At 37.9% G+C, this 12,938-nt stretch carries 17 protein-coding genes; 7 read left to right on the forward strand and 10 right to left on the reverse strand.

Annotated elements, in window-relative coordinates; all coding sequences use genetic code 11:
* Positions 1–155: 155 nt before the first annotated feature.
* The 3 genes from ACH6EI_RS17465 to ACH6EI_RS17475 form a co-directional block, all read right to left on the reverse strand.
* The gene (locus ACH6EI_RS17465) at positions 156–818 is read right to left on the reverse strand and encodes a hypothetical protein (RefSeq protein ID WP_028414069.1); all 663 of its coding nucleotides are present in this window, start codon (positions 816–818) and stop codon (positions 156–158) included.
* 69 nt (positions 819–887) lie between these two features.
* Positions 888–1,979: a hypothetical protein gene (locus ACH6EI_RS17470; protein ID WP_028414070.1), complete on the reverse strand. Its 1,092-nt coding sequence runs from the start codon at positions 1,977–1,979 to the stop codon at positions 888–890.
* A 142-nt stretch (positions 1,980–2,121) separates the two neighbouring features.
* Positions 2,122–3,210 (reverse strand): CotH kinase family protein, encoded by a 1,089-nt coding sequence (locus ACH6EI_RS17475; RefSeq protein WP_028414071.1) that lies wholly within the window; start codon positions 3,208–3,210, stop codon positions 2,122–2,124.
* Between the two features lie 168 nt (positions 3,211–3,378).
* On the opposite strand from ACH6EI_RS17475, the gene ACH6EI_RS17480 reads away from it, so the two are divergent.
* Both ACH6EI_RS17480 and ACH6EI_RS17485 read left to right on the forward strand, forming a co-directional pair.
* Positions 3,379–3,792: a CotG/ExsB N-terminal domain-containing protein gene (locus tag ACH6EI_RS17480; protein ID WP_108674528.1), complete on the forward strand. Its 414-nt coding sequence runs from the start codon at positions 3,379–3,381 to the stop codon at positions 3,790–3,792.
* A gap of 146 nt (positions 3,793–3,938) precedes the next feature.
* Entirely contained in the window at positions 3,939–4,085 is a 147-nt protein-coding gene (locus tag ACH6EI_RS17485) for a hypothetical protein (protein WP_165573333.1), read from the forward strand.
* A 31-nt stretch (positions 4,086–4,116) separates the two neighbouring features.
* Here ACH6EI_RS17485 and ACH6EI_RS17490 read toward each other — a convergent pair whose 3' ends face one another.
* On the reverse strand, positions 4,117–4,530 hold the full coding sequence (locus tag ACH6EI_RS17490; RefSeq protein WP_028414073.1) for a YppG family protein: 414 nt from the start codon (positions 4,528–4,530) through the stop codon (positions 4,117–4,119).
* A 230-nt stretch (positions 4,531–4,760) separates the two neighbouring features.
* On the opposite strand from ACH6EI_RS17490, the gene ACH6EI_RS17495 reads away from it, so the two are divergent.
* On the forward strand, positions 4,761–4,955 hold the full coding sequence (locus ACH6EI_RS17495) for a YppF family protein (protein ID WP_013056115.1): 195 nt from the start codon (positions 4,761–4,763) through the stop codon (positions 4,953–4,955).
* A gap of 125 nt (positions 4,956–5,080) precedes the next feature.
* On the forward strand, positions 5,081–5,251 hold the full coding sequence (locus ACH6EI_RS17500; RefSeq protein ID WP_167387310.1) for a hypothetical protein: 171 nt from the start codon (positions 5,081–5,083) through the stop codon (positions 5,249–5,251).
* Positions 5,252–5,344: 93 nt separating this feature from the next.
* On the opposite strand, the gene ACH6EI_RS17505 is transcribed toward ACH6EI_RS17500, so the two are convergent.
* Entirely contained in the window at positions 5,345–5,695 is a 351-nt protein-coding gene (locus tag ACH6EI_RS17505) for a YppE family protein (RefSeq protein WP_013056113.1), read from the reverse strand.
* A 45-nt stretch (positions 5,696–5,740) separates the two neighbouring features.
* Positions 5,741–5,995: a hypothetical protein gene (locus tag ACH6EI_RS17510; RefSeq protein ID WP_028414074.1), complete on the reverse strand. Its 255-nt coding sequence runs from the start codon at positions 5,993–5,995 to the stop codon at positions 5,741–5,743.
* A gap of 227 nt (positions 5,996–6,222) precedes the next feature.
* On the opposite strand from ACH6EI_RS17510, the gene ACH6EI_RS17515 reads away from it, so the two are divergent.
* Positions 6,223–6,324 (forward strand): hypothetical protein, encoded by a 102-nt coding sequence (locus ACH6EI_RS17515; RefSeq protein ID WP_016763465.1) that lies wholly within the window; start codon positions 6,223–6,225, stop codon positions 6,322–6,324.
* A gap of 11 nt (positions 6,325–6,335) precedes the next feature.
* Here the strand turns inward: ACH6EI_RS17515 and ACH6EI_RS17520 are convergent, their stop codons facing one another.
* Positions 6,336–7,328, reverse strand: a complete 993-nt coding sequence (locus tag ACH6EI_RS17520; protein ID WP_028414075.1) for a DUF2515 family protein — start codon at positions 7,326–7,328, stop codon at positions 6,336–6,338.
* A 73-nt stretch (positions 7,329–7,401) separates the two neighbouring features.
* On the opposite strand from ACH6EI_RS17520, the gene recU reads away from it, so the two are divergent.
* A complete protein-coding gene (recU, locus tag ACH6EI_RS17525) occupies positions 7,402–8,001 on the forward strand; it encodes a Holliday junction resolvase RecU (protein WP_028414076.1) in 600 nt (199 codons plus the stop codon).
* A gap of 63 nt (positions 8,002–8,064) precedes the next feature.
* The gene (locus ACH6EI_RS17530) at positions 8,065–10,890 is read left to right on the forward strand and encodes a transglycosylase domain-containing protein (protein ID WP_028414077.1); all 2,826 of its coding nucleotides are present in this window, start codon (positions 8,065–8,067) and stop codon (positions 10,888–10,890) included.
* Positions 10,891–10,925: 35 nt separating this feature from the next.
* Here ACH6EI_RS17530 and ACH6EI_RS17535 read toward each other — a convergent pair whose 3' ends face one another.
* The 3 genes from ACH6EI_RS17535 to ACH6EI_RS17545 all read right to left on the reverse strand — a co-directional run bounded on the left by ACH6EI_RS17535 (position 10,926) and on the right by ACH6EI_RS17545 (position 12,932).
* Complete coding sequence (locus tag ACH6EI_RS17535) at positions 10,926–11,426, reverse strand: YpoC family protein (protein ID WP_028414078.1); 501 nt, start codon at positions 11,424–11,426, stop codon at positions 10,926–10,928.
* Positions 11,413–12,084 carry an endonuclease III gene (gene nth / locus ACH6EI_RS17540; RefSeq protein ID WP_028414079.1) on the reverse strand — a complete coding sequence of 224 codons (672 nt, stop codon included), beginning with the start codon at positions 12,082–12,084 and terminating at the stop codon, positions 11,413–11,415. The genes ACH6EI_RS17535 and nth overlap by 14 nt, the downstream gene beginning before the upstream one ends.
* A 140-nt stretch (positions 12,085–12,224) precedes the next feature.
* Positions 12,225–12,932 (reverse strand): DnaD domain-containing protein, encoded by a 708-nt coding sequence (locus ACH6EI_RS17545; protein WP_016763459.1) that lies wholly within the window; start codon positions 12,930–12,932, stop codon positions 12,225–12,227.
* Positions 12,933–12,938 lie beyond the last annotated feature (6 nt).

The following is a 12,938-nucleotide window of genomic DNA, read 5'->3' on the forward strand; positions in this document are numbered from 1 at the left end:
TGTTGGTGGTTAACGTTTGTTGTTACTAACTTTAATAAAGATTTTCTTTATTGTCAACATAATTTTCTAAAAAATTTAAATCATCTCATTTGTTTATTCAATATACTTGTCCTGATAAGCACATAAAAAAAGAGACGACACCAAGGTCTCTTTTTCTAAGGCAAGTGCACAGATTTTACGTGAGCTAACTTCCAGTACATACTTTCTCCATTTGCCGTAATTAGTTCAACAATATTATTAGAAACTTCTTTAAGTACGCCAATTTTTTCTGATTGATCCCCTAAATCTAATACGACCAGTTGATTTTCATATTTTTTAAGCTGCTCTTCAAAGTTTCTGACAAAAGGTGCAGAGGCAGGCCTTACTGGGAGCTCTTTGTCACTTAAAGAATAAGGGGTTAACTCATTACTATAAGGGGTAAGCCATTTCAAATGATGTAAAGAAACAAAGACATTTTTATATACTGGAGAATAAAACACAAGATAATCATTCAGCACGCTTGTAATATAGCCATGCAATGATTTTCCTCCTGTTACATAAATTTCAATAAATTTTCCTTTTGCCTGCTGTAAAATATTACGATAAGAAATCCGCTGACTTTCTTCTATTAAGTTCTCTTCTATGGTTCGTAAAGGTGTATAATCTTCTTCTGAAACCTCTCGCAAGCGATGTATGTGTAAAAGAGGAATATACAAATAATCATGTCCATTATATAAAACCATTACATCTAACCCGAGATCAACAAGTTTTCCTATAAACGTTGTTTTCCCTGATATATCGACTTCAACAATTTTATCAATATAATGATTCATACTCATTCTCATTCTCCTCCTTTTTCCTATATGATAGAAAAGGTGCTTTATAAGCACCTTTTACGTTCCAGTTCGTCATGCTTTCCAACGATAATTTTTCGTTTTAATAACTTTTTCACCTGGTGTTGAAGAGCGTGAACCCGTACGGCGTCCTCCCGAGCGATCGTCTGTGCGACCTCCTGTACGTCTTCCGGTACGTCTTCCGGTACGGTCTCCAGTACGGCCATCCGTGCGACCTCCGGTTCTATCTACTGTAGTTGACTCTTGCATAGAATCTTCTTCATTTGTATCTCCATTTTGCTCAGAATTTTCTTCATTTTGCTTGAAAGATCCTTTTGATCCTAAGGCAATGGTTTTTACGTGTCTTGGTTGTAAACGTAAAACTTGATTATTTTGTACAAGAGTAAAGTTTCCACTGCGGCTTTGAACTAATACACCTTCCACAGCCTCTGGGCCTCCACCGTTAATAGCTACCCATCTATGTGAAAACTCTTCAAACAGTTCATTAAAACTTTTCGCTTTGATATAATCAGGTGTTTCTTCAACTAATAATGGATTTTGCGGAACAACAGGTGTATTTTTGCTTACAACTTCACTTACACTCTTTATATGCTCTACATTGATATAAACGACGCCGTCATCTTCTGTTAATAATACGACATACGCAGATTCAAATGAGCCTAATACGTCAAGGATTTTACCCACTTTCTTCTCTGGACCACCTTGATTTATTTGCACCTGCTTATCTTTCATTAATAATAGAGTACCTGCAAATGTGTTAGCTCTGTGAAGTTCTACTTCACTATTAAATCCAGAAAATGTTTGTGCCGAATTAGACTTCGTATCCTCTGTAATGCTTTTAACATGGGCAAGCTGATAATAAATAAATGTATACTGCTGCTGTGGAATAAGCTGAGCCGGCTGATTATTTTGCTGGTTGTTATTTTGATTTGTTTCAAGAGCAAGTGTTAAATAATCTGATTGAACGTCAATTAAATATCCCGTTTTAGATTCAGGCCCCCCGCGATATACAGTCACTACTCTCCCTTTTAGTGGTTTAAAATGGGCAGAGTAGCCCGTGCTTTCAGCTTGTTGAACTTTGCGAGCGCGACTACGATTTGCATTTTGAGTTTGATCTTGATTTTGGTCGTAGTAATAGTTACTCATTGTTTTTCCTCCTTATTGATTATCCTTATTGGTCATTCATACTGTATATATACGTATCATGTACAGCTATTGATTTCCTGCATTTGCCTATTATTAACAAAATCCACTGTTGCCTATAAATTGCCTATAAATCTATCTCTTTTTAAAAAGTCAAAATGTTATTTTTAATATACGCTGTTCGTTCTTTTATAAAAGACAGCATAAATTCGGGTTCTTTATAAAATTGCTCCAAGTTATCTTTTACGTAAGGATCTTTTAATACATAAGGAGCAATATACTCATGCAGTTGATAAATGATTGGTTTCATGTATTCTATCGTAAATTGATTATTTAGAACATTGTTCATTTTTTGAATATATCGTTTTTTAATGCTGTTCACCGCCAGTAAGCGAGCTGTAAGCGTATTAAATCCTTGTGCGCGGACATAGTCTCCTTCCATTACTTTTCCATTTACATCTCTTCCCCAAGTTGCATCATAATCCCATGGAATCAGTTCAAAGCGCCCGCTTTCATGATTTAGATAGAAGGCATAGTTATGGACAAAACCGTCGTAATTCTGCATACAAATAATACCGACTAACCAAGATAAGTAGCGGTCGACGTTCAAGTACTTCTCAATATTCTGTTCGAATTCTGTATTTGTCCACGTATTAAGATTAAATATAAACTTTTCTAATTTTTCCGCATCCCCTTCTCTCACTGCTTTATTTTCATATCCAGATAACAAAGTTGTTTTCGGCCTTTTATCCAAATCGCTCATCAAAGAAAAATTAGCATCTCCGTCCACTGCATAAAATATGGATCCATCCGCTAAATTTCTTTTTTTCAAAAATAGTTCATCTACCGATTCGAGCTGAAGATATATTCCTTCATTTTTCCCATTAATTTTAAGAGTGACAAACTGAGAGTGAGGAGATAAAACGTCTAAAGAGGAGAAAAAATCGAGAGACAATTTGTTGCGCATAAGCGATGGATCTTTGTATTCGGCGTTTAGGTGTATTTCTTTGGCGCGCTGAAATATTTTTGGAGAATAAAATTCAATATAATATGACTTTTTCTTCATCTTCCGAATGTGGGAGCCTCTTAGCAGCAAATCAATATCGTAGCGTTTTTTGTTAAACTTCATCGTTGCCTGAACCGCTTCTTCTGACCAAATATCTTTTTGCATTTCCTTTAAATCTTTTACATTTACAAACAGAGCGTATTGAGGGATTTCTTTTTGATTCATGATTCGACCACCTTTCTTCAATTATTAAAGTATATGAAGGGTAAATTCTCCATGATACCCCGCAGCATCAACTATTTGCGCAAACTCCACTTTTGACTCATATCAAGGACAAGCATTAGCGCGTATTCTATTAATGCAAGACCTAGTCCAATTGACAAGGAGGTTTTTGTATTGCATATTACACCTGAAAAAATTAAAGAAGCTGCTGAAGCCCTAGAATGTACAGAACTGAAATCTTTTATGTTTCAAGAGCCAACTGCTGGTCCACTAACAAGAAAGCGTCGCTCTTCTCGTAGCACTGGCCGCAGTAGCCGCCGTTCTACTCGCGGTACTCGTCGCTCTTCTCGCGGCACTCGCCGTTCTACTCGTCGCTCTCGTCGTTCTACTCGTCGCTCTCGTCGTTCTACTCGCCGTTCTCGCCGTTCTACTCGCCGCTCTCGTCGTTCTACTCGCCGTTCTCGCCGTTCTACTCGCCGCTCTCGTCGTTCTACTCGCCGCTCTCGTCGTTCTACTCGCCGCTCTCGTCGTTCTACTCGCCGCTCTCGTCGTTCTACTCGCCGCTCTCGTCGTTCTCGCCGTTCTTAATTTCCCTAAACACTCATCTTTATTGAAAAAAAAACGCCGAAGAGCCATGAGTGTCTTCGGCGTTTTTTTCCACTTATAGAAGAGGAACATTTGGAAATATACTAAGATGAAGCGTTATTCATTTTACATAGAAAAGGAGAGGTTTTATGAAAAAAAACAAACATCAAATTTCAACTTCATCAACAACAGATGTCGAAGAGATCAAACGTTTAAATGCGCAGTCTGGACTAACCTACAATGAAGTATTTGCACTTCTTGGAGAAAACTATTTGAAAAATCAACAGAAAAAATAATAAGCTGGGACTAGAAAATAACTTCTAGTCCTTATACTTTGAAAATCCCGGAAAACCCTTTTACTAAGGATGTTAATTGGTTCATGGCTCCCATCATCTGTCCCGCAGTATTCATCATTTTGTTCATATCGTAATTGCCATCACTCGATTTAAACTGAGACATTAATGACTGAAATTGAGATGGCTGAGGCTTTTGCTGCTGACCTTTAGGATATGGATTAAAAGGCGCACCTGCATTGTTGTACATGGGCTGCTGGTACATTCCGTTCATATAGGGAATTTGCTGAGGGCCAAAAGGCATTTGTTGCTGAGCGTACGGATGTTGCGGCATATAAGCTTCCGTCCATGGCTGCTGGTGATACTGTGGAAATGGATGTACCTGACTTAAATCAAAACGTTCTGGTTGATGTTGCTCATAATACGGATAGTGCTTACTTGTATACATGCAAAATCAATACCTCCTTTTTAATATTACATAATATATAGTATGTATGCAGAAATAAGAGGTGACGTTCGTCTACTTGTACTTTTGGGGAACGCATTCAAAAATATGTAGGTTTCTGTCGAAAGTTTAAATTTTTCAAAAAAACGAGATTATTTAAATATATGGTACGATAAGAACAAGTGATACTACCTATACGTAGTGGCACAAATGGGGATTAGGAGGGAATTTACATGTATGTGAACGAACTTCAAGAAGCTTTTATTGCGGTGAAACAATATGAGCCGCAGTCAAGTAATGAATTACTCGATTTTGCTCAGCAGCAGTATTTAAAAGGTTTTTTAACTCCTATGAATTACAAAGCCGCTGTACGTGAACTCGAACAAATTGGAGCTACTAAGCCTGATTTTAGTGCACAAGATGATTAATTTTTTTACTACCACTGAGAAATCGGTGGTTTCTTTGTTTCCTATAAAGTGGACACATACTTCTTTTTTGACTTGTTTATACTATAAAGGCTTTAACGTAGTATTCAATAAAGGAGGTTTATTTCATGAGTCGTGGAAAACATTTTGATCATAAAAAACAAGGACAAGGTGCAGTAAATAAAACAAATAACGCCGTTGCTTCTAAACATACCGAAAAAGTTGATTATCATATCGATACAGTTGCTTCACAAGATCACCCAGCTGTTTCTATCCAATCACAAAAAGATTTTGATTAACTTTTTATTGATAATGATAAAATGCCTAAAGAGTTTTCTCTTTAGGCATACATAGAAAATCCCCACCTTATAAGTCTCAACGGAAGGCCGGGATTAATTATTCAATATCGACTCGAGCACATACTTATTTGAGTGATACATCTTTTTAAATCGCTTTTCTCGCGTCTCGGGATAAAATGACTGTAGTACAACGTTTTGTAAATTTTCTTTTAACGTCTCTACTTGATTAACATGAATATATTTTGGTCGCTCTTTCTTCAGCCATTCCGTTACGAGACTAGCCCATTCATCAAGTTCTTTGAAGAAAATATCTCCATAAGGTTTTACTTCTTCAAAAAATTTCACTTCATAATTTTCTTCCTGTTGAATAGACGCTAATCGTTCTACAGCTACTTCATTATATTGAAACATGATTTCCGTACTTTTTTTCACATCTTCATTCATCGTTATTCGTCACCTCTACGATGACTATTGTAACATAAACAATCTTTATACTGTATGAAGAACCATTTCTCTTCGGCTTCTACTCCATTCTGTTTCGGAAGGCATGCTTTCATACACAGCTACTTCAATTTCTTGCAGCGATTGGTCAATGCGATGAACTTGTTCCATATATGTTTCTTCACAATGTGTAAATGCTTCATTTATAGATGTAGACATCGTTTTATCCACTAGATCTACTTGCTCTAGTAAGCTATCTAATAAAGTCATCATTTCGCTTGTTCTAACCATACTTTGTTTCATCGCCATCCCTCCAAATTTTCCTTTGCATAACGTATTCTCTTTTTTATTCAATGTCCCTTCACACATGACAAAACTAGTTTCTATTCGTCAAAGAAAGATGTTTTCGACATTTTCATTTATGGTGAATCGAAAGAGAACATATTGAAAACACTAGTATAGACATTTCAGCTAAGGAGATACATTCTGCTGCTGAACGTTCATTACAACATGATAGGAGGTGCCTAGACATGGCCAACAAACAGCAAAAATCACAGCCTAAAAATAAGCCTGAAACAAAAACCTACGGTGATCCTAAAAAGTTAAACGGTCCTAACCAGCCTTCTACTTAAGAACAAAACGGTCACTTGTGACCGTTTTTATTTACATTAACTACTTGCGCTACTTTCATTAATATATGCAGCTGCTTTTGCTTTTGAAGATACCACTTTGTAAAATGAACTTTCTTTGGAAAATGCGGCTTTTTCATGAGCTTTTGTTCCTCTTTTTTTGTTAAAAACCACTTTTCTCTCTTTTTTTCATGATGTCTAATAACCGGATACACCTTTCGAAGTGCAGGTGTACAACTGGTTTCATCCACAAAATACTGCTCATAATCGTATCTCGACCCCGTATGCTTTGTTTTCAAAGAAAATTCATAAAACAAGGGATAATACTTTTCATGAAATAATAAAGCCGCTAATTTCTTCCCCAAACCAATCCGGTTATTTACTTTTGTAAAATCATGAACAGAACAACCGTATAGCTCCCCTTTTGTAGTAGGAAAAAGGACGGAGCTAAAGTGGAATATATCTTGAAAAAAAAACAACATACTTTTAAATACTTTATCTTGATAAAAAGGCTGTTCAATGACAGGCTTTTGAATAACGTGCTGCTCATTCACGATTAACGCATAAATAAGCTCCAGTTCACAAGGTTTCTGCATAAATTGCCTCCACTTTCCTTCGATAAAAGATGAAACATTTAAATAGGGAAGTAAATGAAGGTAAGAGACATGTTTTTTACGCGAAACAGCATACAATAGTAATTGCGGGAAGGCATCTTTGAAAATAAGCCAATTTGCTCTTTCATACGTCAAAAATAATAAATCGCGCGTTTGCTTTGATAACGCTTTTTTCATGATTTCCCCTTGCAAATCACACATATTCCACCCTGCGTTTCGGGATACCATACTTGCGAGAAATGCCCACTTTACTTCAGGATATCTGTGATAAAAAGTTGCATAAGCTTGGGTTCTTGATATATTATCAATATTCAGCTTGTCTGTTGTTTTTTTAATCGCCGTCAACAGCGCTTGTTCCGAACTATTGAGTGACATCTCTTCATCTTCTTTCATCTATTTTTATTTGTAGGATTTGGTATAATAGAATTTGTTTGTTTAATAGATTTACACTAAAGGAGTGATGGTTATGATTCGCTATCCTAACGGAAAGGCCTATAAGCCATTGAATACCAGCAGTCCTTCCCCTAAAAAGCTAGAACCTAGCTATAGCAATCGTGGTATGACGCTGGAGGACGATTTAAACGAAACAAACGAATACTATGTTTCAAAAGGAATAGCCATTGTTCACAAAAAACCAACCCCTGTTCAAATTGTAAAAGTAGACTATCCGAAGAGAAGTGCCGCTGTTATCAAAGAAGCTTATTTTAAACAGGCTTCTACTACAGATTATAATGGCGTCTATAAAGGAAAACACCTTGACTTTGAAGCAAAAGAAACGAGAAATAAAACCTCATTTCCTCTGCGTAATTTTCATGAACATCAAATTGAACATATGAAGCAAATTGTGAAACAAAACGGGGTTTGTTTCGTTATATTAATGTTCTCTACTTTACAAGAAATATACTTGTTCGAAGCACAGTTCCTTTTTCCTTACTGGGATTCCATGAAAAAAGATGGACGAAAATCAATCCCTAAGGCAGATATTGAAAAAAAAGGACATTTCATCGAACTTGGTTACCATCCGAGAATCGATTACATAAAAACTATAGATAAATTATACTTTTAAGAGTATGATATATATGTTTACGGAAATCATTCTCTTACAATGCGTTGAAAGGTAGGAGTTTTTATGTCAGATAATTATCGCTCTCGTGAAGAACGACGAAGAGCTATGAATGACAACAAACCAGAAGGTAAATCTCAAGGAAAACCGAAAAAGAAGAAAAAAGGAGGCCTATTTCGTAAAATTGTTGCCGCAGTTTTACTGATAGGAATCATCGGGCTCATTGCCGGAGTGGGAACTTTTTTTGCTATGATAAGCGATGCTCCAAAAGTTGATGACTCGGTATTAAAAAACTCTTTTTCATCTAAAGTATATGCAAACGATGGAAAGACAGTTGTAAAAGAAATTGGAGCTCAAAAACGTACATATGTGCAATACGATGAAATCCCTCAAGTCGTCAAAAACGCATTTATCGCTACGGAAGACGTTCGTTTTTATAAACATCACGGCGTCGACTTTTACCGTATTGGTGGAGCATTAATGGCGAACTTTAAAGACGGCTTCGGTGCTGAGGGCGGTAGTACGATTACTCAGCAAGTGGTAAAGAATTCGTTCTTATCACCAAAGAAGACGGTTAAACGTAAAGTACAAGAAATGTGGTTAGCTTACCAGCTTGAGCGCAAATATTCGAAACAACAAATTCTTGAAATGTATTTAAACAAAATATATTTCGCATCAGGTGAAGTATACGGTATTGAACGAGCAGCTGAGAAATTTTACGGAGTTAAAAGCGTAAAAGATTTAACTCTTGATGAAGCTGCTATGTTGGCAGGCTTACCAAAAGCGCCAACTACTTATAACCCAGTTACAAACCCAGAGAATGCTACTAAACGCCGTAACACAGTATTAAACTTAATGGCTAAAAACGGCTTCATTACACAAGCCGAGGCCGACAAAGCAAAACAAGTAGATGTACAGGCTCACTTAGCTAAACAAACTGAATCAACATCTAAGTACGATGTATTTATTGATCAAGTAATCGAGGAAGTAAAAAAGAAAACAGACGCGGATCCATTTTCTGCGGGCTTAGAAATTTATACAACGCTTGACACGAATGCTCAGGACTATGTGGATGATGTGATGAATAACAAAGTAGTCAACTTCCCGAACGATAAATTCCAAGCAGGTCTTGTCGTTGTAGATAATGAAACAGGCGGTATTCAAGCAATTGGAGGCGGACGTAATCGTGTATCAGGCGGCTTAAACTTTGCAACAAATATGAGACGTCAGCCCGGCTCAACAATTAAGCCGATCTTAGATTACGGTCCAGCGATTGAGAACTTAAAGTGGTCTACTGGACAACCGCTAAAAGATGAAGAATATCATTATTCAAACGGCACGCCAATCCGAAATTTTGGACGCAACTATAAAGGTTGGGTTTCAGCGCGTGAAGCTTTAGGACGTTCACTGAACATCCCTGCTTTAAAAGCGTTCCAAGCAACCGGTGCGGACAAAGCAAAAGAGTTCGCTACAGGCCTTGGGCTAAAATTAGATGAAGAAGACGGCGAAGCTTATTCTGAATCTTATTCTATCGGAGGCTTCCGTACAGGTGTTACACCTCTACAAATGGCTGGAGCCTATAGTGCTTTTGCAAATGAAGGTATGTACAATGCACCGCATACGGTGACAAAGGTAAAATTCCCTGATGGAACAGAAATTGATTTAACGCCAAAACCAAAACGCGCAATGCAAGATTACACGGCATTTATGATGACGGACATGATGAAATCTGTTGTAAACGAATCATATGGTACAGCTCGTGCTGTTCGTACACCAGGATTAGAAATTGCGGGTAAAACGGGAACTTCGAACTTTAGTGCTGCAGAAAAGCAACGATACAATATTCCAGACGCTGGTGAAAAAGACGTTTGGTTTAATGGATTTACGCCAAACTATACGATTTCCGTATGGACAGGCTATGAAACTGCTAAAGACGGCTATATTTTAAGTCCTAATGAAACAGGCATGGCAAAAAATATCTTTAAGCATGTTATTACTCATATTTCTGAAGGCAAACCTAAAGGAAGTTTCAAGCAGCCGGACAGCGTAGTTGAACGTTCCGTGGAAAAACCAACGGGCAAAGACTTAAAACGCCCAAGCGGCTCTACTCCTTCGAGCCTAATTACGAAAGAATACTTTGTGCGCGGCACTGCACCGACAAAAGTATCTCAAACGTTTGTGAAGAAAGAAAAAGAAGAAAAGAAAGAAGATAAAAAAGAGGACAAAAAAGAGAAAAAAGACAATAAAGATGTGAAGCCCAAAATTACTGCTTCGTATAGCGGAGGAGCAATTTCAGTTAACTGGTCAGCGTCAAACGCAGCCAGTGATACGACCTTTACAGTCACAATGTCATCTCCTAACGGTTCTGAACAACTCGCATCTGGCGCAGGAGCCGGTGGAAAAACAATTTCCAATCCAGCAGCAGGCGCAACGTATAGTTTCACCGTAACAACAAATACGGGCGAAAGCGCTAGTTCTTCTGTAAAAGTCCCTGATTCATCAGATCAAGCTACCGAAGATAATTCTACTAAGCCTGAAGATGACGGAACAACGGACGATAATCAAAATGAAGACAATAGCAACACTGATCAAAACAACGGCTCTGATCAAGGTGACGATTCATCTACTAAGCCGGATGATAACCAAAACAGCAATAATGGCAGCAATAGTGACGGTAGCAATAGCGGTAATAACGGCAATACCGATAATAACAATAACGATAGCGGCAATACTAACGATGGTAATAACAACAATAATAACGGGGGCACAACTCCTCCTCCAGCAGACAACGGTGGAAGTGACTCAGGAAGTCAAACACCACAAACTCCTGCTACACCATCGACGCCGTCAACACCTGCTACACCGCAGCAAGAGCCAACAACTGAAAATTAACGTAGCAGTAAAAAGCCCCTACACGTGTAGGGGCTTTATTTCTTGTGAAGAATAAGCATTTTTGCATACTGCTTACGCAGCTCATTAAATAATTCTGTCAGCTGAATATACGCTTGATAAGAAGAAACTCGCTGCAGCAAAAACATAAGTCTCTCAGCACAGTTAATAGGCTTATAGGTTAGGTCCGCTATGTCTTCTTGCAGCCGATTTAAACGCCGAACGGGCTGTCCATTAATCCAAAACAGTAAACTAATATACATAGCAGCAGCTTGTTTCATACAAGGCGCTGCTTCTTTTGCTTTTCGCTGAGAAAAAAGCGTATGCAGTTCTTCCCTTTGAGTTTCCCACTTTTCAAAAAATGGCCGTATGTTCTTTTGAACATCCCTCCAAGGTGTTTTCGTTTCTTTATGTACATCGTATAAAATATCATAAGCAAAATAATTTCTTCCATTTTTTTTATCTACTTCAAGAACCCGATCTTCTTTTGAATAAAATGGTTCGCATATGAAATGTGACGGCACTTCAATCGGTAACATCTGTCTTCTTCTCTTTTCCTTTCATTCGTTTCTTTCCTTCTCGGCAAAGATCAAGAAGCGGGCAGACATGACATTGAGGAGACTGTGCTTTACAGTGATAGCGTCCAAAGAAGATAAGTCGATGATGCGTAACGGACCATTCATCTTTCGGAATTTTTCTCATCAGCGTTTTTTCTACTTCCAAAACGGAATCTTTCCACCTGCAAATCCCAAGGCGTTTACTTACACGTTCTACATGCGTGTCTACGGCTATTGACGGTACTCCAAAAGCTACGGATACAACAACATTAGCCGTCTTACGCCCTACTCCCGGAAGATTGGTCAGCTCATCACGATCTTTCGGAACTTCTCCTCCGTATTCATCAATGAGCATACGGCAGAGCTTTTGAATGTTTTTAGCTTTATTTCTATATAAGCCGATTGATCTAATATCTTGCTGCAGCTCTTCCAACGAAACGGCTAAATAGTCTTCAGGCGTTTGATATTTCTTGAATAAATCCGCTGTTACGCGGTTGACTAAAGCATCTGTGCACTGAGCAGATAGCGCCACAGCAATGACTAAATCAAAGGGATTCCGATGATTTAACTCACAGTGAGCGTCAGGAAACATTTCTGCCATAGCATCTAGGCACTGTCTGATTTGTTTTAACGTTAACATACTAGTTCTCCTTCTTCTTACAGGTAGTTCCCCCCTATTTTACAATAGGGTTCTTGTCAAATGCTACTTTTGTCCACATTCTTTTAAAAAAGCTGCTTCAAGATTCAATTACTTGGATCTTGAAGCAGCTTTTTATCCTGTCATTGCTCTAGCCAGTTAAAAAAAGGAATGGCTGATGTAGACTGAGAAGGGTTAACAGAAGATAGTTTTTTGGGCTGTTGATTTTGACGAAATTTTTGGCTATGCTTGCGGGCTTGATCAATGGTCTGAATGCCATTTTTCTTCCATTCGAATAAAATACGATCAATATACCGGAAGTTTAATTTTCCAGACATCACCGACTCTCTTAGTGCCGCTTTAATAATAATGGGGTCATGATGATCTTGATCAATCCACATCGCTAGCGTTTCGCATTCAAACGGAGACAATGCTCTGCCAAACTCTTTTTCAAACATTGTATATAAATTAAGCTCTTCTTGTTCTTCTTCGCTTTTTTCTACTTCTCTTGTTTCTTGCATCATATGATGAATAAGCTTTTCCCAAAGCGGTTTTAATGAATAACGTTCACAAATAAGGGCGTTTTGCTGTTGATCTTGCTCAATAGATAAAAAGCCGCGCTGAATTAATGCTCGCAGCGTATCCATACACACAGCACTTGAAATACTCATTTTTGCCGCCAATTCGTTAGGTGTCGGGAAACCTTCACCGCCTTCAATGGAAACATAAATATGCATTAACGTCATGAATTCCGTTTCGTTCATTCCCAAATCGCTATAGTGATTAAACAGCAGCTTCGGAATTGAAACTGTGCCTTGTTCAAACCATTCAATTAACGTTTCTTTTTTCATATCCGA

The sequence above is a fragment of the Priestia sp. JSM ZJ58 genome (genome assembly GCF_044383985.1).
Taxonomy (GTDB): Bacteria; Bacillota; Bacilli; order Bacillales; family Bacillaceae_H; genus Priestia; species Priestia zanthoxyli.

Bases quoted from the DNA above. Each gene is read 5' to 3' on its own strand.
- recU (WP_028414076.1), top strand. From the start codon at position 7,402: ATGATTCGCTATCCTAACGGAAAGGCCTATAAGCCATTGAATACCAGC.
- nth (WP_028414079.1), bottom strand. From the start codon at position 12,084: ATGTTAACGTTAAAACAAATCAGACAGTGCCTAGATGCTATGGCAGAA.
- ACH6EI_RS17490 (WP_028414073.1), bottom strand. From the start codon at position 4,530: ATGTATACAAGTAAGCACTATCCGTATTATGAGCAACATCAACCAGAA.
- ACH6EI_RS17500 (WP_167387310.1), top strand. From the start codon at position 5,081: ATGAGTCGTGGAAAACATTTTGATCATAAAAAACAAGGACAAGGTGCA.
- ACH6EI_RS17520 (WP_028414075.1), bottom strand. From the start codon at position 7,328: ATGAAAGAAGATGAAGAGATGTCACTCAATAGTTCGGAACAAGCGCTG.
- ACH6EI_RS17495 (WP_013056115.1), top strand. From the start codon at position 4,761: ATGTATGTGAACGAACTTCAAGAAGCTTTTATTGCGGTGAAACAATAT.
- ACH6EI_RS17465 (WP_028414069.1), bottom strand. From the start codon at position 818: ATGAGTATGAATCATTATATTGATAAAATTGTTGAAGTCGATATATCA.
- ACH6EI_RS17470 (WP_028414070.1), bottom strand. From the start codon at position 1,979: ATGAGTAACTATTACTACGACCAAAATCAAGATCAAACTCAAAATGCA.
- ACH6EI_RS17535 (WP_028414078.1), bottom strand. From the start codon at position 11,426: ATGTTACCGATTGAAGTGCCGTCACATTTCATATGCGAACCATTTTAT.
- ACH6EI_RS17530 (WP_028414077.1), top strand. From the start codon at position 8,065: ATGTCAGATAATTATCGCTCTCGTGAAGAACGACGAAGAGCTATGAAT.
- ACH6EI_RS17510 (WP_028414074.1), bottom strand. From the start codon at position 5,995: ATGAAACAAAGTATGGTTAGAACAAGCGAAATGATGACTTTATTAGAT.
- ACH6EI_RS17485 (WP_165573333.1), top strand. From the start codon at position 3,939: ATGAAAAAAAACAAACATCAAATTTCAACTTCATCAACAACAGATGTC.
- ACH6EI_RS17545 (WP_016763459.1), bottom strand. From the start codon at position 12,932: ATGAAAAAAGAAACGTTAATTGAATGGTTTGAACAAGGCACAGTTTCA.
- ACH6EI_RS17505 (WP_013056113.1), bottom strand. From the start codon at position 5,695: ATGAATGAAGATGTGAAAAAAAGTACGGAAATCATGTTTCAATATAAT.
- ACH6EI_RS17515 (WP_016763465.1), top strand. From the start codon at position 6,223: ATGGCCAACAAACAGCAAAAATCACAGCCTAAAAATAAGCCTGAAACA.